At 60.9% G+C, this 21,153-nt stretch carries 22 protein-coding genes; 9 read left to right on the top strand and 13 right to left on the bottom strand.

Annotated features, from left to right (window positions below):
- The first annotated feature begins 2 nt into the window (after window positions 1-2).
- Both ugpE and ACEPP2_RS12355 read left to right on the top strand, forming a co-directional pair.
- Entirely contained in the window at window positions 3-851 is an 849-nt protein-coding gene (gene ugpE, locus ACEPP2_RS12360; RefSeq protein ID WP_395516773.1) for a sn-glycerol-3-phosphate ABC transporter permease UgpE, read from the top strand.
- Window positions 851-1,903, top strand: coding sequence for a sn-glycerol-3-phosphate import ATP-binding protein UgpC (locus ACEPP2_RS12355; RefSeq protein ID WP_395516772.1), 1,053 nt, complete (start codon window positions 851-853; stop codon window positions 1,901-1,903). Before ugpE ends, ACEPP2_RS12355 begins: the two co-directional genes overlap by 1 nt.
- A gap of 86 nt (window positions 1,904-1,989) precedes the next feature.
- Here the strand turns inward: ACEPP2_RS12355 and rplI are convergent, their stop codons facing one another.
- The 6 genes from rplI to ACEPP2_RS12325 all read right to left on the bottom strand — a co-directional run bounded on the left by rplI (window position 1,990) and on the right by ACEPP2_RS12325 (window position 6,256).
- Entirely contained in the window at window positions 1,990-2,565 is a 576-nt protein-coding gene (rplI, locus tag ACEPP2_RS12350; RefSeq protein WP_052637780.1) for a 50S ribosomal protein L9, read from the bottom strand.
- A 23-nt stretch (window positions 2,566-2,588) separates the two neighbouring features.
- Entirely contained in the window at window positions 2,589-3,557 is a 969-nt protein-coding gene (locus ACEPP2_RS12345) for a DUF2232 domain-containing protein (RefSeq protein WP_395516771.1), read from the bottom strand.
- Between the two features lie 155 nt (window positions 3,558-3,712).
- Window positions 3,713-3,961 (bottom strand): 30S ribosomal protein S18, encoded by a 249-nt coding sequence (gene rpsR, locus ACEPP2_RS12340; protein WP_052637782.1) that lies wholly within the window; start codon window positions 3,959-3,961, stop codon window positions 3,713-3,715.
- Between the two features lie 22 nt (window positions 3,962-3,983).
- On the bottom strand, window positions 3,984-4,445 hold the full coding sequence (gene rpsF, locus ACEPP2_RS12335; RefSeq protein WP_052637783.1) for a 30S ribosomal protein S6: 462 nt from the start codon (window positions 4,443-4,445) through the stop codon (window positions 3,984-3,986).
- Window positions 4,446-4,742: 297 nt separating this feature from the next.
- On the bottom strand, window positions 4,743-5,012 hold the full coding sequence (locus ACEPP2_RS12330) for a hypothetical protein (RefSeq protein WP_395516770.1): 270 nt from the start codon (window positions 5,010-5,012) through the stop codon (window positions 4,743-4,745).
- Between the two features lie 200 nt (window positions 5,013-5,212).
- Window positions 5,213-6,256: an aldo/keto reductase gene (locus ACEPP2_RS12325; protein ID WP_395516769.1), complete on the bottom strand. Its 1,044-nt coding sequence runs from the start codon at window positions 6,254-6,256 to the stop codon at window positions 5,213-5,215.
- Window positions 6,257-6,433: 177 nt separating this feature from the next.
- Here ACEPP2_RS12325 and fabD point away from each other — a divergent pair, with 177 nt between their 5' ends.
- From fabD to gmk, 7 genes are all read left to right on the top strand, one after another.
- Window positions 6,434-7,378 (top strand): ACP S-malonyltransferase, encoded by a 945-nt coding sequence (fabD, locus tag ACEPP2_RS12320; protein WP_395516768.1) that lies wholly within the window; start codon window positions 6,434-6,436, stop codon window positions 7,376-7,378.
- Between the two features lie 23 nt (window positions 7,379-7,401).
- Window positions 7,402-8,139: a 3-oxoacyl-[acyl-carrier-protein] reductase gene (gene fabG / locus ACEPP2_RS12315; RefSeq protein ID WP_395516767.1), complete on the top strand. Its 738-nt coding sequence runs from the start codon at window positions 7,402-7,404 to the stop codon at window positions 8,137-8,139.
- A gap of 276 nt (window positions 8,140-8,415) precedes the next feature.
- Window positions 8,416-8,652, top strand: a complete 237-nt coding sequence (locus tag ACEPP2_RS12310; protein ID WP_029618457.1) for an acyl carrier protein — start codon at window positions 8,416-8,418, stop codon at window positions 8,650-8,652.
- A gap of 105 nt (window positions 8,653-8,757) precedes the next feature.
- A complete protein-coding gene (gene fabF, locus ACEPP2_RS12305; RefSeq protein WP_395516766.1) occupies window positions 8,758-10,020 on the top strand; it encodes a beta-ketoacyl-ACP synthase II in 1,263 nt (420 codons plus the stop codon).
- 127 nt (window positions 10,021-10,147) lie between these two features.
- Entirely contained in the window at window positions 10,148-11,329 is a 1,182-nt protein-coding gene (mltG, locus tag ACEPP2_RS12300; protein ID WP_395516818.1) for an endolytic transglycosylase MltG, read from the top strand.
- A gap of 23 nt (window positions 11,330-11,352) precedes the next feature.
- The gene (locus ACEPP2_RS12295) at window positions 11,353-12,243 is read left to right on the top strand and encodes a YicC/YloC family endoribonuclease (RefSeq protein ID WP_395516765.1); all 891 of its coding nucleotides are present in this window, start codon (window positions 11,353-11,355) and stop codon (window positions 12,241-12,243) included.
- Between the two features lie 3 nt (window positions 12,244-12,246).
- A complete protein-coding gene (gmk, locus tag ACEPP2_RS12290) occupies window positions 12,247-12,909 on the top strand; it encodes a guanylate kinase (protein WP_281977616.1) in 663 nt (220 codons plus the stop codon).
- 7 nt (window positions 12,910-12,916) lie between these two features.
- On the opposite strand, the gene ACEPP2_RS12285 is transcribed toward gmk, so the two are convergent.
- From ACEPP2_RS12285 to ACEPP2_RS12255, 7 genes are all read right to left on the bottom strand, one after another.
- The gene (locus tag ACEPP2_RS12285; RefSeq protein WP_281977615.1) at window positions 12,917-13,540 is read right to left on the bottom strand and encodes a methyltransferase family protein; all 624 of its coding nucleotides are present in this window, start codon (window positions 13,538-13,540) and stop codon (window positions 12,917-12,919) included.
- Between the two features lie 59 nt (window positions 13,541-13,599).
- Window positions 13,600-14,427, bottom strand: coding sequence for a 16S rRNA (adenine(1518)-N(6)/adenine(1519)-N(6))-dimethyltransferase RsmA (rsmA, locus tag ACEPP2_RS12280; protein ID WP_395516764.1), 828 nt, complete (start codon window positions 14,425-14,427; stop codon window positions 13,600-13,602).
- On the bottom strand, window positions 14,427-15,449 hold the full coding sequence (gene pdxA / locus ACEPP2_RS12275) for a 4-hydroxythreonine-4-phosphate dehydrogenase PdxA (RefSeq protein WP_395516763.1): 1,023 nt from the start codon (window positions 15,447-15,449) through the stop codon (window positions 14,427-14,429). The genes rsmA and pdxA overlap by 1 nt, the downstream gene beginning before the upstream one ends.
- Before the next feature lie 15 nt (window positions 15,450-15,464).
- A complete protein-coding gene (locus ACEPP2_RS12270) occupies window positions 15,465-16,400 on the bottom strand; it encodes a SurA N-terminal domain-containing protein (protein WP_281977612.1) in 936 nt (311 codons plus the stop codon).
- 107 nt (window positions 16,401-16,507) lie between these two features.
- Entirely contained in the window at window positions 16,508-18,847 is a 2,340-nt protein-coding gene (locus ACEPP2_RS12265; RefSeq protein WP_395516762.1) for an LPS-assembly protein LptD, read from the bottom strand.
- The gene (gene lptG / locus ACEPP2_RS12260; protein ID WP_395516761.1) at window positions 18,847-19,935 is read right to left on the bottom strand and encodes an LPS export ABC transporter permease LptG; all 1,089 of its coding nucleotides are present in this window, start codon (window positions 19,933-19,935) and stop codon (window positions 18,847-18,849) included. The genes ACEPP2_RS12265 and lptG overlap by 1 nt, the downstream gene beginning before the upstream one ends.
- Window positions 19,932-21,101 (bottom strand): LptF/LptG family permease, encoded by a 1,170-nt coding sequence (locus tag ACEPP2_RS12255; protein ID WP_395516760.1) that lies wholly within the window; start codon window positions 21,099-21,101, stop codon window positions 19,932-19,934. The genes lptG and ACEPP2_RS12255 overlap by 4 nt, the downstream gene beginning before the upstream one ends.
- Window positions 21,102-21,153: the final 52 nt, after the last annotated feature.

Here is a 21,153-nt window from a genome sequence, read left to right as displayed (position 1 = left end):
GCATGATCGAGAACCGCCCCGTCGCGAGGCTGATGGCCCATTTGATGCTCGTCATCGGCATCATCATCGTCGCTTTCCCCATCTATTACACCTTCGTCGCCTCGACGATGACGTCCGTGGAGATCATCCGTCCGCCGATGTCGCTGCTGCCGGGCGACCATCTGGTGGAGAATTATACGGGCGCCATGTCCGGAGGCCTGGAGCAGGTCGTGGGCGTCAGCCTGGAGCGGCTGCTGTTCAACACCTTCGTGGTGGCAATGGCGATTGCGATCGGCAAGATCGTCATCTCCTTCCTGTCGGCGTTTGCTATCGTCTTCTTCCGTTTCCCGTTCCGGATGGGCTTCTTCTGGATGATCTTCATCACCCTGATGCTGCCGGTGGAAGTTCGCATCCTGCCGACCTACAAGGTGATCGTTGATCTGGGTCTCCTGGATACCTATGCCGGCCTGACGCTGCCGCTGATGGCATCCGCGACGGCCACCTTCCTGTTCCGGCAGTTCTTCCTGACGATCCCGGGGGAAATGGTCGAAGCGGCGCGCATCGACAACGCCGGGCCCTTCCGCTTCATGAAGGATATCCTGCTGCCGCTGTCGAAGACCAATATCGCAGCGCTCTTCGTGATCCTCTTCATCTACGGCTGGACGCAGTATCTCTGGCCGCTTCTTGTCACTAACGACGCGAAGATGAACACGATCATCATCGGGCTGCGGCGCATGGTCGATTTCACCGATGCGTCCACCCCGTGGAACTACGTCATGGTAACCGCGGTGCTCGCCATCATCCCGCCAGTGCTGGTGGTGGTTCTGATGCAGCGCTGGTTCGTCAAGGGTCTTGTGGAGACTGAAAAGTAATGGCCGGAATTGAACTGAAGGATGTCCGCAAGGTCTATGGCGGCAATATCGAGGCGATCAAAGGCGTGTCGCTGAAGATCGAGGACGGCGAGATGATCGTTCTGGTCGGCCCGTCCGGATGTGGTAAGTCAACGCTCTTGCGCATGATCGCCGGCCTGGAGAGCATCTCGGGCGGCGAGATCGTTATCGGTGACAGGGTCGTTAACCAGTTGGAACCGTCGCAGCGCGACATCGCCATGGTCTTCCAGAACTACGCGCTCTACCCGCACATGACTGTGCGGCAAAACCTCGCCTACGGCCTGAAGAACCGCAACACGCCGAAGGACGAGATTGACCGCCGCATCACTGAGGCCGCGAAGGCGCTGGAGATCGAGCAGTTCCTCGAGCGCAAGCCACGCCAGCTGTCGGGTGGCCAGCGGCAGCGCGTGGCCATGGGGCGGGCGATCGTCCGCAAGCCTGCCGCCTTCCTGTTCGACGAGCCGCTGTCGAACCTCGACGCCAAGCTGCGCGTCCAGATGCGTGTCGAGATCCGTCGCCTCCAACGCTCTCTCGCGACGACCAGCGTCTACGTGACCCACGACCAGATGGAGGCGATGACGCTGGCTGATCGGCTCGTTGTCTTGAACGGCGGAATGATCGAGCAGGTCGGCACGCCAATCGAGCTCTATGAGCGCCCGGCCTCCACCTTCGTCGCGACCTTCATCGGCTCGCCGTCGATGAACCTCCTGAAGCGCAAGGCGGTTGAAGGGAGCGGCTGGTCGCTCTCCAGCAATTCCGGCGTCGCGGCAAACGTGGACACCGTCGGTATCCGTCCGGAAGACATTGTCATCGCCAATGAGAACGCGCCCACGGATTTCGCCGGCGAGGTGAAGGTGGATGCCGTCGAGCTGGTGGGTGCCGAGAGCTACGTGCATGCCTCGCTCGCCGACGGCAGCCCCATCGTGTTTCGCGTTGCCGGTCGTTCCCAGATCGGCATCGGTGAAACGGTCCGCATCGCCGCGGCACAGGCCGACATCCACATGTTCGACGAAGCCGGAAAGCGCCTCGCCTAGGCAACTCCCAGCCTTTCGGAACTGGAATGAAAAAGCCCCCGGCGGTGTCTCCGCCGAGGGCTTTCTTGTTCACGTCGCTCTGAAGATTATTCTTCGTCGCCTTCACGATCGGCGTCCGGATCGAAGAAGTCTTCCGGACGAAGTGCGTCTTCGTCGACGCCGTAGATGGCATCAGCAGAGGTGAGGGTCTCGCCCTTCGCCTGGCGCTCGGCTTCTTCGACAGTACGGGCCACGTTGATCTCGATCTCGATCTCGACTTCAGCGTGCAGCAGGAGCGTTACCTTGTGCAGACCGATCGTCTTGATCGGCAGGCTGAGGTCGACCTGGTTGCGGCCGATGTTGAAGCCTTCGGCAGCCAGCGCCTCGATGATGTCGCGAGCAGCGACCGAGCCGTAGAGCTGACCGGTTTCGCCGGCGGAACGGACCATGACGAAGGTCTTGCCTTCAAGAGCGTCGGCAACCTTCTGGGCTTCCGAGCGGCGCTCGAGGTTGCGGGCTTCAAGCGTTGCACGTTCGGCTTCGAAGCGCTTCTTGTTGGCGTCGTTGGCGCGCAGCGCCTTGCCCTGTGGCAGGAGGTAGTTGCGGGCGTAGCCGTCGCGAACCTTTACGGTTTCGCCCATCTGGCCGAGCCGGGCAATCCGTTCAAGGAGAATGACATCCATGGGTTTGTCCTTTCGAGTTTCAGTTAGCTTGGGTTTTCGGGTTGATCGTCACGTGCCGGTGTGAGGGCAACTGCCCGCCGGGTATCGGTCAGGCCGAGCACGAGGATGAGGAATGCCGGCAGGACCAGCAGCGAGGAGATGTAGGCGAGTACCAGCACCGGCAGGCGCCAGTCCTTGCCCTTGCTCCGGAAATGCAGGGATGCGAAGCCGGCCATCAGGAAGCCGCCAGCGAATGCGCCGAAGACGGTGGCGCCAATCATCGCCGGCACGCCGCCCAGGAACGTCAGGAGGATCCCTCCGAGGAGCACGAAAAGTGCATTGCGGTTCATCCGGAGTGCCGAGGGTATGTCCTCGCGCGGGCGAAGAGCGCGTGCCGACCGAGAAACGACGCGGATGGCGATGTAGAAGGCAGCAAACAGCATCAGCACCCATAGGCCGGCCTGGACCATGGGAAGCATCAGCACGAACATCTGCTTGGTCTGCTCAAGGCTTGCCGGGTCAGGTGCGAAGGATGGATCCTGCGCCTGGAAAGCCGTGGTCATCATGTCGACCAGCTCATTGGTCAGACCCGGGCCGTAGCCAATGACGACGCCGAGCGCAATCATCCCTAATGTGACCAGTCCGCAGAGATGCAGCAGGATGTCCGACAGCGGATACCAGGCGAGCAGCCGGTCGGGGCCACCGATTTCCGAAGCGGGGCGGGCAAGATTTGCCAGGTGCGACAGCCAGCCTGCGGGAACGAGAGTGAAGACCGCCATGGTTGCAGCAAAGGGAGGGGAGACCATAAGAGCCCCGAGGGCACCGGCCGTGATGATTGCCGTGATGGCGGCGCGATTACCCCAGCCGAGGCCGGCAATCAGGATCGGCAGGGCCGATGCGGCATAGATGACGACGGCAAAGGACAGCTGTGCCATCGCACCGAGCGCAAGCAGGGTAGCAACGACGCCGGCGAGGATGCCGACTGGCAGTACTGTCTGGTTCGAAGTCTTCACGGTCTCGCTGTCCTGCCAAATCAAGCAGTTAGGGGACTGGCCTGAATCGATCTCTCAGAGCCTTCATCCCCAACATGGGATTTCGATGGTTCCGATCCGCGCCCATCGCGGAAGGGAGGAGATCCGCCGAAGACGACGGCGGATCTCGAAGTCAATTAGGCTACGACGTAGGGCAGCAGGCCGAGGAAGCGGGCGCGCTTGATAGCCTTGGCCAGTTCGCGCTGCTTCTTCTGGGAAACGGCCGTGATGCGGGACGGTACGATCTTGCCGCGCTCGGAAATGTAGCGCTGCAGGAGACGGACGTCCTTGTAGTCGATCCGCGGTGCGTTGGCGCCCGAGAAGGGGCAGGTCTTGCGACGGCGGTGGAACGGGCGACGTGCGGGAGCAGAGGATGCTTCAGCCATTGTGTTTTCTCCTTAAGCTCGATTACGCGCGGTCTTCGCGCGGACGACGCTCGAAGCCGCCTTCACGCGGGCCACGATCTTCGCGAGGACCACGGTCCGGACGGGGTCCACGATCGCGATCGCCGAAGCCGGGGCGGTCGCCACGCGGACGGTCGTCGCGGTCACGCTTCTGCATCATCGCGGACGGGCCTTCTTCGTGCTTCTCGACGGCGATCGTCATGTAGCGAAGAATGTCTTCGTTGATGCGCATCTGGCGTTCCATCTCGTGCACGGCAGCAGCCGGCGCGTCGATGTCCATCAGGGCGTAGTGAGCCTTGCGGTTCTTGTTGATGCGGTAGGTAAGGGACTTGAGGCCCCAGTTTTCGATGCGCCCGACTTTGCCGCCGTTAGCTTCGATGACGCCCTTGTACTGTTCGACGAGGGCATCAACCTGCTGAGCGGAAACATCCTGCCGGGCAAGGAATACGTGTTCGTAAAGAGCCATGTAAGCTTTGCCTTTTCTTGCGGTTGTGTTCACCCGGACCTCGGCGGCTAAGCCTCAACGACTGCTCCTGAGAGGCGTTACGCCAAGCAAGAAAAGTTGTTTGATCGAGACGGTCGAGAGCGGAGACACGGGAGGCCTGAACCCTGTGGTTCATGCAGCCCGGTTACCCGGGCCTGCCCTCCGTTCAGCCACCAGCCAGAGAGACCGGGTGTTTCGAACAGGCGCGCTTATACGGAATTCTGGCGGGAAAGCAAGGTCGTCAGACGTCTTTTCCGTGATGCGAGCCGATCGGCTTCATCAGCCGCTGGCGGAGGATGGTTCGTCCCATTCCTCCAAAGGCCCGGGACGCGCAGCGTGTTGAAGTTTGCTAAGCAGGTCGCCGTCTTCCACCAGCTCGCTGGCCATCTCGGCCAGCGCCAGCACGATCTCTTCGGGTTTCCAGCCCGCATTGACACACCTGGCGATGTGGGCCCGCAACGGCGCTCGCACACTGAAGTCGAATTCCAGGGCACGATCGCCTGCCGGGATGGTGGCAGTCGGTTGATCTTCGTGAATTTCCTGTGTCATGGCACAAGGAAGCCGCATCACCGTCGGCTTGGCAACCGAAACCCGGAAACAGGGTTGCGGGGTAAGGTTAACGTTCTCGTTTAAGGCTTGCGTCGCCTATCCTTCGCCGGTTCCGGATGGTTAACGTCCAGTCTGGAGTAGAAGCAGCGCCAAGGGCTCCGTCCGGCGGTCGAGCAGGTGACCGAACGGAGCCTGCCATTTTACATCGGCATCGGATACTGCCGGTGCGTCTTTGCGATGTCCTTCAGCACGTCGTCGGTCAGGATGATCTCCTTGGCGCCGATCGCGGTCTTGAGCTGTTCCATGCTCGTAGCCCCGATGATCACGGAAGCCATGAAGGGACGACTGAGGCAGAAGGCGAGAGACATCTGGGTCAGGTCCAGGCCATGCTTTTCGGCGATTTCCTTGTACGCCTTGACCGCCGGCTCCTGGTGTGGCTGCAGGCGGCCGCCGAGGTCGCTGTTGATCGTCGCGCGCGACCCTTCCGGGCGGGCGCCGTCGAGATACTTGCCGGTCAGCAGACCGGCGGCGAGTGGCGAATAGGCAATGAGGCCGACGTCCTCGTGATGCGCCACCTCCGCGAGATCGAGGTCGAACTGGCGGTAGAGGAGATTGTATTCGTTCTGGATGGAGGCGATGCGCGGCAGGCCCTTTTCCTCGGCGAGCCGCAGATACTTGAGCGTGCCCCAGGCGCTTTCGTTCGAGAGACCCACTGCCCGTACCTTGCCCTCGTTCACCAGGTCCCCGAGGGTGGAGAGAACAGCGTCGATTTCCTCCGCAGCCTTGGCGCGATCCTGCTTCGATGCATCGAAGCTCCAGCACTGGCGGAAGTGATAGCTGCCACGGTTCGGCCAGTGGATCTGGTAGAGATCGACATGGTCCGTCTGCAGGCGGCGCAGGCTCGCCTCGAGCGCCTCGCGGACGCTCTGGCCGTCCAGATCGCGGCCGTCCCGGATGTGCGGACGCCCGCTTCCGGCGACCTTCGTGGCGAGTACGACATCATTCCGCCGGCCGCTCTTCTTGAACCAGCTACCGATATATTCCTCGGTTCGCCCGTAGGTCTCCGCGCTTACCGGCGTCGTCGGATAGAGCTCGGCTGTGTCGAAGAAGTTGATGCCGCCCTCGATGGCATGGTCCATCTGTGCGTTTGCTTCGGTCTCGCTGTTTTGCGAGCCCCAGGTCATCGTGCCGAGGCAAATTTCCGACACGGAGATGTCCGTGCGTCCCAATCTGTTGAATTTCATGAAGTCAGTCCTGTCTTGGAAGGTGGCGGGAGTTTAAGCAGGATTTGCGCTTTCGCAAGGCGGCATGACGGCCGGCGGTACACCGCTTCGACACTCTCCCTTTGTGCTCTTTACCTTGACTCACGCCACGGGAACATGAATGGGAAGGCAAAAATGACAAGGGAAGGAAATCATCCCATGAGCATAGCGTTTACGTTCCCGGGCCAGGGAAGCCAGTCTGTCGGCATGGGCAAGGACCTTGCCTATGCCTTTCCAGAAGCTCGCGCAGTCTTCCAGGAAGTTGACGATGCGCTGGACCAGAAGCTCTCTGAGATCATGTGGAATGGTCCGGAGGAAACGCTGACGTTGACCGCGAATGCCCAGCCAGCGCTGATGGCCGTATCCATTGCCACTATCCGCGTCATGGAAGCGCGCGGACTGAAGTTGGCCGACACGGTTTCCTATGTCGCCGGTCATTCGCTCGGGGAATATTCCGCTCTCTGCGCCGCCGGCACATTCTCGCTCGCCGACACGGCGCGGCTCCTGCGCATCCGCGGCAATGCCATGCAATCGGCTGTCCCGGTCGGGGAGGGTGCCATGGCTGCGATCATCGGACTTGAGCATGGGGACGTGGAGACCATCTGCCGTGACGCCTCTGCCGCTGGTGTCTGCCAGATCGCAAACGACAATGGCGGTGGCCAGCTTGTCATCTCCGGTTCGAAGGCCGCCGTCAAGAAGGCTGCCGCTTTGGCAACGGAGAAGGGCGCCAAGCGTGCGATCATGCTGCCGGTATCGGCTCCGTTCCATTCCGCCCTCATGTCTCCGGCAGCCGATGCAATGCGGCACGCGCTGGCCCAGGTGAACAAGCGTGCTCCGGTCGTGCCGTTGATCGCCAACGTCCGTGCAGCACCGGTCACTGATGCGAGCGAGATCGTTGATCTGCTGGTCAGCCAGGTGACCGGTCAGGTCCGCTGGCGCGAGACGGTCGAATGGTTTGCCGCCAATGGCGTCACCGAACTCTACGAGGTAGGCTCGGGCAAGGTGCTGACCGGGCTTGCTCGCCGCATCGACAAGACCGTATCCGGCACCACGATAAATACGCCCGCCGATATCGAGACTGCACTTGCCGCCATTCTCGGCTGACCAACTCCAAAGGGGATAGGACCATGTTTGACCTGACCGGCCGAAAGGCACTGGTGACCGGCGCGACCGGCGGACTGGGCGAAGAGATCGCCCGTCTTCTCCACAAGCAGGGCGCGACCGTCGGCCTGCACGGCACGCGGGTCGAAAAGCTCGAGGCGCTGGCGTCGGAACTGGGCGAGCGCGTGAAGGTCTTCCCGGCGAACCTCTCCGACCGGGACGAGGTCAAGGCGTTGGGCGAGAAGGCCGAAGCCGATCTGGAAGGCGTGGACATCCTCGTCAACAATGCCGGCATCACCAAGGATGGCCTCTTTGTCCGCATGAACGACGAGGACTGGGACAATGTTCTGGAGGTCAACCTTACCTCCATGTTCCGCCTGACGCGCGAACTCACGCATCCGATGATGCGTCGCCGCTTCGGCCGCATCATCAACATCACCTCCGTCGTTGCCGTGACCGGCAATCCGGGGCAGGCGAACTACTGCGCATCGAAGGCCGGCATGATCGGCTTTTCGAAGTCGCTGGCGCAGGAGATTGCCACCCGCAATGTCACGGTCAACTGCGTGGCGCCCGGCTTTATCGAAAGTGCGATGACTGGCAAGCTGAACGACAAGCAGAAGGACGCCATCCTCGGTGCCATTCCCATGAAACGCATGGGGGCAGGGGCTGACATTGCGGCTGCGGTGCTCTATCTCGCCTCCAATGAATCGGGCTATGTCACCGGCCAGACGCTGCACGTCAACGGTGGCATGGCGATGATCTGAGAACGCTGTTCCCGCTGAAGACACTCGCCTGTGGGTGCCTTCAGCGGGAACAAATTCTGGCTTTGCGGAACATGGAAAGCATGTTAAGCGGGCCATGACTGTGGACAGTCGCCCCCGAAACGCAGGGGATCATTGCGCTTTCGCTGCCGTGATCGGAACCTGCAGAGGGTTGAACGGGTTTGCCCGCGTAGCCTGCTTTCGGAGGCCGGCGCAGGTTTTCAACAGGGTGCGGATGCCATCGCGGCATTCGAGAAGATAAAGGTCGAGGAAACCGACATGAGCGATATCGCAGAACGCGTTAAGAAAATTGTTATTGATCACCTCGGCGTTGATGCCGACAAGGTTGTCGAAGGCGCAAGCTTCATCGACGATCTCGGCGCGGACTCGCTCGACACTGTCGAACTTGTCATGGCCTTCGAAGAAGAATTCGGCGTCGAAATCCCGGACGACGCGGCTGACTCCATCCTGACGGTTGGCGACGCCATCAAGTTCATCGAGAAGGCCCAGGCCTGATTAGCTCGACACTGTTGCGGAACTGATCTCTCGGTTCCTTTGGCGGCCCGCTCGTTCGGGCCGTTTCATTAACTAGAACAAGACGACTAGGGTGGGACGCTGGCGATGAGACGTGTCGTTATCACCGGTACCGGCATGGTATCTCCTCTCGGATGCGGAACAGAGGTCAGCTGGCAGAGGCTGCTGGCCGGCCAGAACGCGGCGAGAAAGGTAACGGAGTTCGAGGTCGAGGACCTTCCGGCGAAGATCGCCTGCCGAATCCCTACCGGCGACGGCTCCGATGGGAGCTTCAATCCGGATGACTGGATGGAGCAGAAGGACCAGCGCAAGGTCGATCCTTTCATCGTTTACGGCATGGCTGCCGCAGACATGGCGCTCAAAGATGCCGACTGGCATCCGCAGACGGATGAGGACCAGATTGCCACTGGCGTGCTGATCGGATCCGGCATCGGCGGCCTAGAAGGCATCGTGGAAGCGGGTTATACGCTGAAGGAAAAGGGGCCGCGCCGCATTTCGCCCTTCTTCATTCCCGGTCGCCTCATCAACCTGGTCTCCGGCCAGGTCTCCATCCGCCATAAGCTTCGCGGCCCCAACCATTCCGTGGTGACGGCCTGCTCCACCGGCGCCCATGCGATCGGCGACGCAGCGCGCCTTATCGCACTCGGAGATGCCGATGTGATGGTCGCCGGCGGGGCAGAATCGCCGATCTCGCGCATTGCCCTTGCCGGATTCGCGGCCTGCAAGGCACTCTCCACGCAGCACAATGAAGAGCCGCAGAAGGCTTCGCGCCCCTACGACCGTGACCGTGACGGCTTCGTCATGGGCGAGGGCGCAGGCATCGTCGTTCTGGAAGAGCTGGAACACGCAAAGGCCCGCGGTGCGAAGATCTATGCCGAGGTCGTCGGCTACGGCCTCTCGGGCGACGCCTTCCACATCACCGCTCCTTCCGAGGACGGCGATGGCGCGTACCGCTGCATGACCATGGCGCTGAAGCGCGCCGGCCTTTCCCCTGCCGATGTCGACTACATTAACGCCCATGGTACCTCGACGATGGCTGACACCATCGAACTTGGTGCGGTGGAGCGCCTTGTGGGCAATGCGGCCTCGAAGATCTCCATGTCGTCGACCAAGTCCGCGATCGGCCACCTGCTCGGAGCCGCCGGAGCGGTCGAGGCGATCTTCTCTGCGCTCGCAATCCGCGACAACATCGCGCCGCCGACACTGAACCTAGACAATCCGGACGTCGAGACGACCATTGACCTCGTTCCGCACAAGGCGCGGTCGCGCGACATCAATGTCGCGCTGTCGAACTCCTTCGGGTTCGGCGGCACGAACGCATCTCTCGTTCTCCGCCGCTACGACGCCTGACACTGCCCGGGCTTGGGCATCATGCATGCCCAGCCACCTGTTAACGAACCTGTTTTTGCCGTATTGCTTGGCCAATAAGCGGTAACGACCGTGCATTCTAGGGGGCACAGTGAACAACGACAGTCATATGGCCGATACGCCGCACAACCACGGCGGCGGTCACGGACCGATCATTCCGAAGTCTCCTAACGAGGCTCTGAAGCCGGAGCGCGTGCCGGAGCCACCGCGGCGGTCGCGCAAGGCGCGCAGCCAGCTGGTGATCTTCCTGAACTTCGTCATGACCATGGTGATGATCGTCTGCGTCGTCGCTGTCGCCGGGTTCTACTACATGATCTCCAGCTTCCAGAAGCCCGGCCCGCTTGAAGCCAATACTCATTTCATGGTCCGCGCGGGTAACGGTCTCGCGGAGATCGCCAACAACCTCGAGCGCAACGGCATCATCTCCGATGCGCGCGTCTTCCGCTATGTCAGTGCCACCTATCTGCGGGATGGCGGCACGCTGAAAGCCGGCGAGTACGACATCAAGGCCGGAGCCTCGATGAAGGAGATCATGGAGCTCCTGGAGTCCGGCAAGTCGATCCTCTATTCTGTTGTGCTGCCGGAAGGCCTGACGGTTCGCCAGATGATGCTGCGGCTGGCGGAAGATCCTGTGCTGGAAGGGGAACTGCCAGCAGAACTGCCTCCGGAGGGAAGCCTTCGCCCCGATACCTATAAGTTCTCCCGCGGCACCAAGCGTGCCGAGATCGTCCAGCAGATGCGCGTGGCTCAGGAAAGGCTGATCAACCAGATCTGGGAGAAGCGGGATCCTGACCTTCCGATCGAGACGAAGGAGGAGTTCGTCACGCTGGCTTCGATCGTGGAGAAAGAGACGGGCGTGGATGATGAACGCGCGCGCGTCGCCTCCGTCTTCCTCAATCGCCTGCAGAAGGGGATGCGCTTGCAGTCGGATCCAACGATTATCTACGGACTGTTCGGCGGTGACGGCAAACCGTCAGGCCGGCCGATCTACAAGTCGGACCTGCAAAAGGAAACGCCCTACAATACCTATGTCATCAAGGGCCTGCCGCCGACGCCGATCGCCAATCCTGGTCGTGCCGCGCTGGAAGCCGTGGCCAACCCATGGCGCACGAAGGATCTCTATTTCGTCGCCGACGGCACCGGCGGCCATGCCTTTGCCGAGACGCTCGAGGAGCACAACGCCAACGTCCGCCGCTGGCGCAAGCTGGAAGCGGAACGCGCCGACAGTGCCGAAGCCGAGTTGGGCGACGGCCAGCCGGGCGGCGACGAGGCCGAAAAGCCGACCAACTGAAGCACAGCCCTCTGGAGACCCCGATGACTTTGCAGTCCATGACTGGTTTTGCCCGTGCCGAAAGCAGTTTCGGGCGTTACCGCATCGTCTGGGAGTTGCGCTCAGTCAATGGAAAAGGGCTAGATCTAAGATTGCGCCTTCCTCCCGGCCTCGAAAGGCTTGAGCCTGACGTCCGGCGACTGGTTGGGGAACAGGTGACGAGAGGCAATATCCAGGCTTCGCTGACACTTGTCGCCTCGGAGACGAAGCTGGAAGCGGTGCTCAATCGCGAGGCGCTGGATGCTGTGCTGTCGCTTCGCGCGGAGCTCGGCGATGTCATCGATCCTGCACCGTTGCGGCTCGACACGCTTCTCGGCATCCGCGGCATTGTCGACATTCGTGAGGCGGAGGAAAGCCCTGAAGAGGCAGATGCACGCGACGCCGAGATACTTGAATGTCTTGCGCGGGCACTCGCTCATCTGAGACAGATGCGCGAGCAGGAAGGTGCCGCACTTGCCGATGTGATGGCGCGCCAGATCGATAGGATCGAGGAACTCGCCCTGATCGTGGAAAAGGATCCGTCCCGGTCTGCCGATGAGATCGGCCGTCGCCTTCAGCAACAGGTGGCAGCACTCCTCCAGGACCACAGCCAGTCGCTCGACCCGGTTCGTCTCCATTCGGAGGTCGCGCTTCTGGCGACCAAGGCTGATCTGCGTGAAGAGATCGACCGGCTGAAGGCTCATGTGGCCGCTACGCGCGATCTCCTGGGGAAGGGTGGTCCGGTAGGCCGTCGTCTCGACTTTCTGGCGCAGGAATTCAACCGCGAATCGAATACCATCTGTTCCAAATCGAACTCGAGCGCGGTCACCGCCGCGGGTGTCGAACTGAAAGTCGTCATCGACCAGTTCCGTGAACAGGTCCAGAATCTGGAGTGATACATGAGACCTGCAGCATCCAGCCCGTCCAAGATTGCCCGCCGTGGCCTGATGCTGGTGCTGTCGTCGCCATCCGGGGCGGGTAAGTCGACGATCGCCCGCAACCTGCTGGATGACGACCACTCGCTGGAGATCTCGGTCAGCGTGACAACGCGCCAGAAGCGGCCGAGCGAGATCGCCGGAAAGCACTACCATTTCATCACGGTGCCGCAGTTCGAGCGGATGCGGGACGCGGGCGACCTCCTGGAATGGGCGGAGGTTCATGGCAACTACTACGGCACCCCCCGTGAGCCGGTCGAGCAGGCCATGGCCGAAGGCCGCGACATGCTCTTCGACATTGACTGGCAGGGTGCCCTGCAACTGCAGGAGAAGATGAAGGCGGATGTCGTCTCCATCTTCGTCCTTCCGCCTTCGATGACGGAGCTCCAGTCACGTCTGCACCGGCGCGCTGAGGACACCGAGGAAGTCATCCGTACGCGCCTCCTGAACTCGCGAGCAGAGATCGAGCACTGGCGGGAGTATGACTACGTGATCGTCAACGATGATCTCGACGAGGCCTTCGGCTACGTCAGTTGTATCGTGAAGGCGGAGCGCATCCGCCGCGACCGCCGGCACGGTCTCTTCGACTTCGTCCAGGGACTGCTTACGGAAGAGCCGAGCCTATAAACCCCCCTCAGGGAAGCACGAGGAGCGGGTGCAGCTTGTCTGTCGCGTGCAGATACTCGACGACTTCAATGATCGGGTAAAGAACCAGGAAGGGCAGGCAATCACGAAGCGTCTTAGTCAGGGCGTTGACCGAAAATGTCACCTCATCGGAGGTGGCGTATAACGAGGGCCGAGGCAAGATCAGCGGGGTGCGTGACGCGTAGTCGGCATAGCCTTCGCCAAATCTCGCCTTCAGGAAGTCTGCTTCCCGCAATGCCGTATACTGGAAGACGATCAGGGCGGCCATCAGCAGGACGACCGTAAGCACCATCGAACCGTATACCAGACCGACGCCGAGTAGTCCGGTAAGCGAGGAGAAATACAGTGGGTTCCGTGTCATCGAGTAGGGTCCAAGGATAACCAGTTCCTGGTTCTTCTTGGAGCCGATGTAGAGGATGCTCCAGAGGCGGCCAAGGACGGCAAGAACGAGAAGCGCAAGACCGACCGTCTCCATGACTTCGTGAATGATGCCATCTTCCGGAAGCATAGGTCTGCTTATCAGGATGATCGTGGCGAGACAGATCGCGATGATCCAGAGGATTCCCAGTCGTATCTTCTGGTTGAACGGAGTGGGGTTTGAGATGGCGTGCATAGTTTTCCTGCCGGATTCGACCCCATACTTGCCGAACTCAATGTGGCAAAATCGTGTCGCTATAGCGCGTTCGCGAGGGTAACGAATTCCTCGACCGATAGGGTCTCGGCGCGGCGGACCGGGTCGATGCCCGCCTTCGATAAAAGCGCCTCGCCACCCAGCGCCTTCAGGCTCTGGCGCAGCATCTTGCGCCTCTGTCCAAAGGCTGCCTGCGTCACCGTTTCGAGCTTCTTGACGTCACAGGGCAGGGGCGCCTGCCGCGGCGTCAGATGCACGATACTCGACGTAACCTTGGGCGGCGGCGTGAACGCCTGCGGCGGCACGTCGAACACCATCCGCGCCTCCGTCCGCCAGCCGGCGAGTACGCCGAGGCGCCCATAATGGTCATCGTCTTCCCGTGCGACGATGCGCAGACCGACTTCCTTTTGGAACATCAGCGTCAGGCAATCCCAAAATGGCGGCCATGACTTGGGGAGAAGCCAGTTGAGCAGCAACTGCGTGCCGACATTGTAGGGCAGGTTCGCGATGATCTTGACCGGACCGTCTGCGGCAAGCGCATCGAAGTCGACCGTCAGCGCATCTCCCTCAATCACCTCTAAACGTCCCGGATAATGCTCGGCAATCTCCGTAAGGGCAGGCAGGCAGCGGGAATCCCGTTCGATCGCAATCAGCTTCCTCGCGCCGAGAGACAGGATTGCACGGGTCAGCCCGCCGGGGCCGGGCCCGACCTCGATGACGGTGGCATCCTCCAGCGGACCGGCATTGCGCGCTATCTTCTGGGTCAGGTTGAGGTCGAGCAGGAAATTCTGGCCAAGTGCCTTCTTCGCATCCAGCCCGTGCCGCTGGATGACCTCTCGTAGCGGCGGCAGCCCGTCCAGTGTCGCCATTATCCTGTTACCTTTGCGGAGTTCTCCGCGAGCTCGGCGGCAAGCCTGAGCGCTTCTACCAGACTGCTCTCGCGGGCCACGCCCTGCCCGGCGATCCCGAAGGCGGTGCCGTGATCGGGGGAGGTGCGAATGAAGGGCAGTCCGAGCGTCACGTTTACCGAAGTGTCAAAGCCGAGAGCTTTGGCCGGGATGAGCGCCTGGTCGTGATACATACAGATGGCCACGTCGTAGCGGCTGCGGGCCTCGTCGTGGAACATCGTGTCTGCAGGCAGCGGGCCGAAGGCATTGATCCCTTCACGGCGCAGGCGCGTGATCGCCGGATGGATGGTTTCTGCATCTTCCCTGCCGATTGTACCGTCTTCGCCCGCATGGGGGTTGAGCCCCGCGATCGCGAGGCGCGGCTGGCTGATCCCGAAGCGGCTCCTGAGGTCCCGATCCGCAGTCTGGCAGATCTCGACAATCAGGTCCTCCGTCAGGACCGCCGGCACATCCTTAAGCGGGATATGGATCGTGACCGGGATTGCCCTGAGCTTAGGGCCGGCAAGCATCATCACCGGCGTCACCTTCTCTCCCGTGGTGCGGTAGGCAAGTTCAGCGAGGAACTCAGTGTGCCCCGGAAATCCGAAGCCCGAGGCATAGAGGACTGACTTCGCGATCGGGTTGGTGACGACTGCGACCACTGTACCTTCGAGAGCAAATGCAACGGCCTTCTCTATCGCTGCGATGGTCCCGCCTGCGGTCGCAGTATGGGGTTCCCCCGGGGCCACAAGGGCACCCGCGGCGACGGGATAGATGGGGAGACTCTTGTCGAACGATGCAAGCGCGCCGGCGGCGTCGGTTTCGGAGATTGGAACATCCAGCTCAAGGAGCCGGGCGCGTGCAGAGAGGACCTCGGGGTCTCCGATGTAGAGGAAGGGGGGGAGCCCATATTCCCGCCGCTTCAGCCAGGCGGCGAGTGCGATATCCGGACCTATGCCGGCTGGATCGCCCTGGGTAAGAGCAAGTGGACGATCAAGTGGCATGCCGTTCCTCAAGAGTCAGCGGAGGTCGATCTGCGCCTTGTTGCGCAGTTCCTCAAGGTATTTCTCCTCGTTCGGGTTCGCGCCGCTCTTCTGCTTGCCCAGATCCTCCGCACGGAAGACCACTTCCGCAGCGAAATCGTCTGACACCTGCCGCTGATTGCAGATCGCAAGGAATTCCACCCCGCGCTCCGTAACCCGCGTTCCAGTCGTTCCACCCGAGGCCTTTTCTATAAGCGGCTTCCATTCCTCCGGCAGTTCGGGGGCAAGCACGCGTCCGAGGCTGCGGACGGAAACATCGAGCATCGTCGCAGCAAACTGCTTCGACTGTTCGCACCCGGGGAACTTGCCGCGGGAGGCTTCTGCCTCTGCCTTCCGCTTGCCGAGGATGGCATTGCGCTTGGAGTCCGGCACCACGAAGATGACTTGCTGGAGGAAGTACTCCGTGGTCACCGGCTTCTCCTTGTTTTCCATCATTCGCGTGACGAGTTCCTGCGAAGACATCCGGCCCCGGCTGCCGTAGCGGGCATTGACGAGACGCGGCCAGCTCATCTGTACCGCGATGTATTCCTTGAAGTGCTCGGCGCCCACACCCGCCTGTCCGAGGATTTTCGTCAGTTGCTCGGGAGACAGCTTGTTGCTTGCGGCGAAGCGGGCAAAGGCCTTATCGACGTCATCGGTGCTGACCGACATCTTCACCCGTGCGATCTCTTCCCGTTTCAGGGCCTCCTCAACGAGTTGGTCACGCGCGGTCTTGGCGTCGCTCTTCTGTCGCTGGAGCCGCAGGAAGGCGGCGCGGCGGCTGACGTCGCTGCTGGTGATCGGCAGGCCGTTGACGACGGCGACCACTTCGGTGGCCGCCCAGGCGTGGTGATGGACCGGTTCAATCGCGAGGGCGGCGGCAAGAGCCGCCACCGCGAGGAGAAGCCTGCGGGTTGCATTCATTGCCAACATGATCTCGTCCTTCTGCGCGACAGGTCTATCCGGCCGGGCGCGCTCCCCTGTCTACCTATCAGGCACCGGTTGCACAAATCTTGCGGCGAAACAATGACGTTCGTACGCTATTCAAGGCTGCCCGAACCAAGCTGAATGTCGCCAAGGGTCCGGAACGTGATCCGTGCACTGACTGTCCAGTCGCTTGCATTGGTGCTGCTGGGGCCTTCGTCCGCATAGGCAAGAGTAAAGATTGTACACTCGTCAGCATAGGAGAGGCCGACGCCGCGCCGGATGACTTCCTGTTCGTTCAGATCCCAGATAGCAGAACCGCTGACAGACCAATTCTCATTGATGCGGAAGCTGCTCGATGACTGGAGAAGGTCCGTGTCCTCGCTCGACCCATATTCCGGTTGAGCCTCGATCTGGGTATAGATCAACGAACTGCTGAGCCTCGCGGAGGTATAGGAGACGGATGTATCGGTGCGCTCCAGGTCAAACGATTCCTGGTCGAACCGGGCTCCCGCTTCAATGGAGACGCCGAAGGGAAGGCTGATCCCGGCCATTCCCACATAGTCGGACCGGTCCGTTTCAAGTCCCGAGTTCGCACCGGCATTGACGAGATCGTCGGTATCGAACGAGTTCAGGCCGGCAAGGTGATAACTTTGGCCAAATACCCCGTGAAGCCCGACGCCATTGTCGAACGAGCCCGTATATCGGATGCCGACGTTGGCGCGCGTGCCGCCTTCGATACGGTCGTAGCCCGAAAACTTGTCGCGTTCGAAAAGCGTCGTCGCATCGAAGACAAAGCTTTGCGCATCCTCATTCGGCAGTCCGCCGGCTAGCGGCTCGTCTGGTCGAACGAAGATCTGGGCGATCGGCTCGACGATATGGCTGCTGCTATCGCCGCTTATGAGAAACGGATAGCGAGCCTCCAGGCCAGCCGTGACCATGTAGCGGCCATAGGCGCCGGAGTCCTCTAGCGCATTGTAGCTATAGGTATCGCTGCCCCACGTTAGGTTCGGCGTACCGGAACTGTGTCGTAGGGCATCACCCCTCGCGGCGAGCATCGGTGTCAGCAGAAGGCCCCCGGACGTGGCAAAGGTGCGCTTCCATTCCGCTTCGGTCGAGAAGCGGGTGTAGTTCCCGTCGAGTCCCGGGTAGCGGGCGGTCGTCCCCGCATAATAGAATTCGTCTTCTCTGCGGGAGAGGTTCGTGAAGTTGGTCGTGATCGAGAACTCACCACCGGCCAGCGGCTCCGGCGAGATGTACTGGTAGTCCAACGACGGATAGACGATCGCCTGACGGCGCTCGAGGAGATTGTCCTCTGCCGTATCCTGAACGTTGAAGTAGAAGGCGCGCATGTCGAAGTAGTTGCGCTTGCCGAAGCCGGTCAGGTATGCCTCGTTGCGGAACACGTCGTCGTTGACGCCATCGAGCGAATACGTCTTCGAGAAGTTGTTGTCGCTCTGGACCATGACGTCCCAGCCGAAGGTCCAGCGAGGATTGATCTTGAAGCGGCCTTCCGACGCCGCCATCAACCGCGTTTCGGCATTGTAGTCACTGGACCCCGTATCGAAAGCGCCTGGATCGCGCTGGTCGATGCCGGCAAATCTGAATTTGTGCTCGCCAGTCTCGAAACGGTTACGGACTTCGCCCTGCAGCAGAACGCCCTGGCCGGTATAGTAGGTCGGGCTTAGTGTCGCGTCCATGTGCGGTGAGAACACATGGTAGTATGGGATTGTTAGTCCGAAGCCGAGCTTGTCATCCAAGCTCATGGTGGGAAAGAGGAAGCCCGACTTCCGCTCCACGGTGTGGTCCGGCACCTCGATGAACGGCAGGAAGCCGATCGGCATTCCGAACAGTTCGAAGCGAGCGTTCTCCAGTCGGACGGTGTGGGTTTGGCCATTCTGGATGACCCGTTCCGCCTTCACCTGCCAGAGGGGAGCGCGGCCAGGCTTTTTCGCGCAGGGAAGACAGGCGGTATAGACACCATTGTTAAGGACCATGAGGTCTCCGGGGAGACGCTCGGCGCTTTCCGCAGCAATGCGTGTATTGTCGGTTGTTTCTACACGAAGAGCGTTCAGGAAGCCCTCACCGAAGTCATCGGTGATGTCGAGCTCATCCGCGTAGATCCGGTTGCCGTCCGGCTCGATCAGCTCGATGTTGCCCCGTGCGATCACACGGCCGGATTGCTGGTCGTACTCGACCCGTTGCGCCACCATGCGATAGCGGTTGTAGTAGATCTGAACGCCGCCGGAGGCGGTGACCTTTTCGACGTCGCGATTGTAAACGAGTTCATTGGCACGCAGCAGCATCTTGGCGTCGTCGTCTGCAACGGCCGACAGACCCATACTGCCTTCTTGCGCACGCACGGGAAGGGGATGCACGCCATTCACGCACACAGCGACACTCGCCAGCAGGACCGCAAGGCGCCGTCTGATATTTCCGCGGTCGTTTACCGCCACTAGCCATCCTCCTGGTGGAGCAGAATCGTCGCGCCGAGAGCAGTCGCAACGATTACCGGCACCCAAACCGCCACGAAAGGCGGGACGGCGCCGCTGCTCCCGAATGCTTTTACGAGAACCGTCACGACATAAAGCACGAAGCCGGAAACGATTCCACCCAGAATCACCGAGCGTGATTGTGCGAAGCGACTGAATTTCAAAGATACTGTGGCCGCGATGAGCGTCATCGCCACGAGCAGTACGGGCAGAGAAAGTAGCGAGTGGAACTGCGTCTCGAGCGCCTTCGTGGAAATACCAAACGAGCGACCGACGTCGATCTTTCGCAAAAGATCATAAAATGCAACGGTTTCAGGCTGGGAAAGGCTTTCCTTCAGATAGTCCTGTCTCAGATTGGTATTGAGTCGCGTGCTTTCGACACGGCTCGGAATTTCGCCCGGACGAATCTCCTGGACGTCGGTAAGCATCCAGTAACCATCTTCCAACTTCGCTGTGGCTGCGTCCTGGCGAAGCGTGACCCGGCCCTCCTCGTCGAAGTGGAAGATAACGACGTCAAGCAGTTCCGCACCGTCCTCTCGATAGTTCTTTGCGCCGATGATCGTGTCCTTGCCGCCTGAGATCTGCCGGATCCAGGGGAGGAACTCCGATTTCCGTGCCCGGCCGCTTGCCTCCCGCCAAGAGGCCTCCATCGAAAGTGACTCGCGCTGACCCCAGGCAGCCACCGGATTGACCACCAGCATTGCGAACAGCCCGATCAGGAGAGCTCCAGCCGCGAAAGGCGTGATGAACTGCCATACCGAAATTCCGGCGGCGCGGGTGACGACGAGTTCATAGCGGCGGTTGAGGGCGATGAGCGAGGTCATACCGACAAACAGCGTCAGCGTCGGTATGGTCTGCTGGAAGATCAGCGGTGTGCGCATTGCCGTGAACAGCAAGGCGGCCGGTACGGAATACCCCTCCAGGCCGGATAGCCGGCGACTGGTTTCACTGAAATCGGCCAGAAAGATGATCCCGCAGACGCCGAGGAAAAACCACCCGGCCGTGGAAACGTACCTTCGGAAGAAGTATCGCGAGAGAGTATTGGCGATCATTGGCTGCCTCCTATCGAGGCCCTCGGCGATAGCTTTTGCCGTAGCCAGCGCAGCGTACGGTTCGCGAAATCGTAGACCGCCCGCGGCATCCGTATCGTGCGGTGGGTGGCAAGAAGGTAGCTGCAACTCATGATAGTGACAACCGGCAGCAGGTACAGCAGGTAGGTGTTTGCCTCATCTTGCTTGACGAGGTTCTTGAACGAAAATCCCATCCAGCGGAGCCCGAACGCCAGCAGTAGGGCAATAACCATCGGATGGAGGCGAGCCTGTCGGTGAGAGCGCGAATCGCCGGCCACCACCAAGGAGACAAGAGCGAGCATGAAAGGGAAAAGCCATTCCGTCAGGCGGCCATGCAACTCGGCGCGATAGCTGCCAGGGGAACGTTGCACATGGGAATCTTCGGGGTCAGGGTTGAGAAGGAAACCCAGACTCCGGTCGGCAGCAGTGTAGGAGGGCGCCTCAGCTCCGGACATGGCTGAGAGATCGAAGGCGTAGGAGACAAACTTGATGATCGAGACGCGCCCTTCCGGCGTCTTTCGATGGACCTCGCCATCCCGCATGGTGAGCGAGGTGCCACTCTCGTCGATGGATCCCTCACGGGCATAGTAGATAAGGTCGAAGTTCGGATCCCGCTGGTCGACCACGAATAATCCGGTCAGGATGCGGCCGGAATGGCGTTCCGAAATCTGCACGTAAAGCCCATCCTCGATGCTTCGGAAGGTCTTTTCCTCGATGACAGATGAGAGGAGGTCAGCATAAGCCGCTGCCACCATCTGCCGTGCGGCGACGCGAGAGGGGGGCTCGACGAAATTGGCGACGACGAAACTGAAGATGCTAAGGAACGCGGCGAGCAGGAGAACCGGCCGATAGATGATGCTGCGCGAAGATCCCGCTGCGTCGATAACCGGCAGTTCCGAGTCATTGTTCATCGCTGTCAGCGTCTGCGTGATGCCGATCGCAAGCGCGAAGGGGAGGACAACGGGCACGATGGTCGGCAGGATATACGTCGCAAGAACGACGAAGGAGCCCATCGACTGACCAGTGTCGGTAACCAGGTTAATTCGTCCGAGCACCTGTATGGTCCAGATGATCGTCAGCACCGGCAGGAGCGCGACCAGGAACATCTGTAATATACGACGCAGTATGTAGATTTCGAGAAGCTTCATCACGTTCCGCTGCAGCGATTCGGGCCTCTGGAGCCATCGAACGGCCGGCCTA

The sequence above is a fragment of the Pseudorhizobium flavum genome (genome assembly GCF_044142885.1).
GTDB lineage: Bacteria > Pseudomonadota > Alphaproteobacteria > Rhizobiales > Rhizobiaceae > Neorhizobium > Neorhizobium flavum.
The sequence above is the reverse complement of the archived record's forward strand: the minus strand, read 5'-3'. Positions and strand labels throughout refer to the sequence as shown.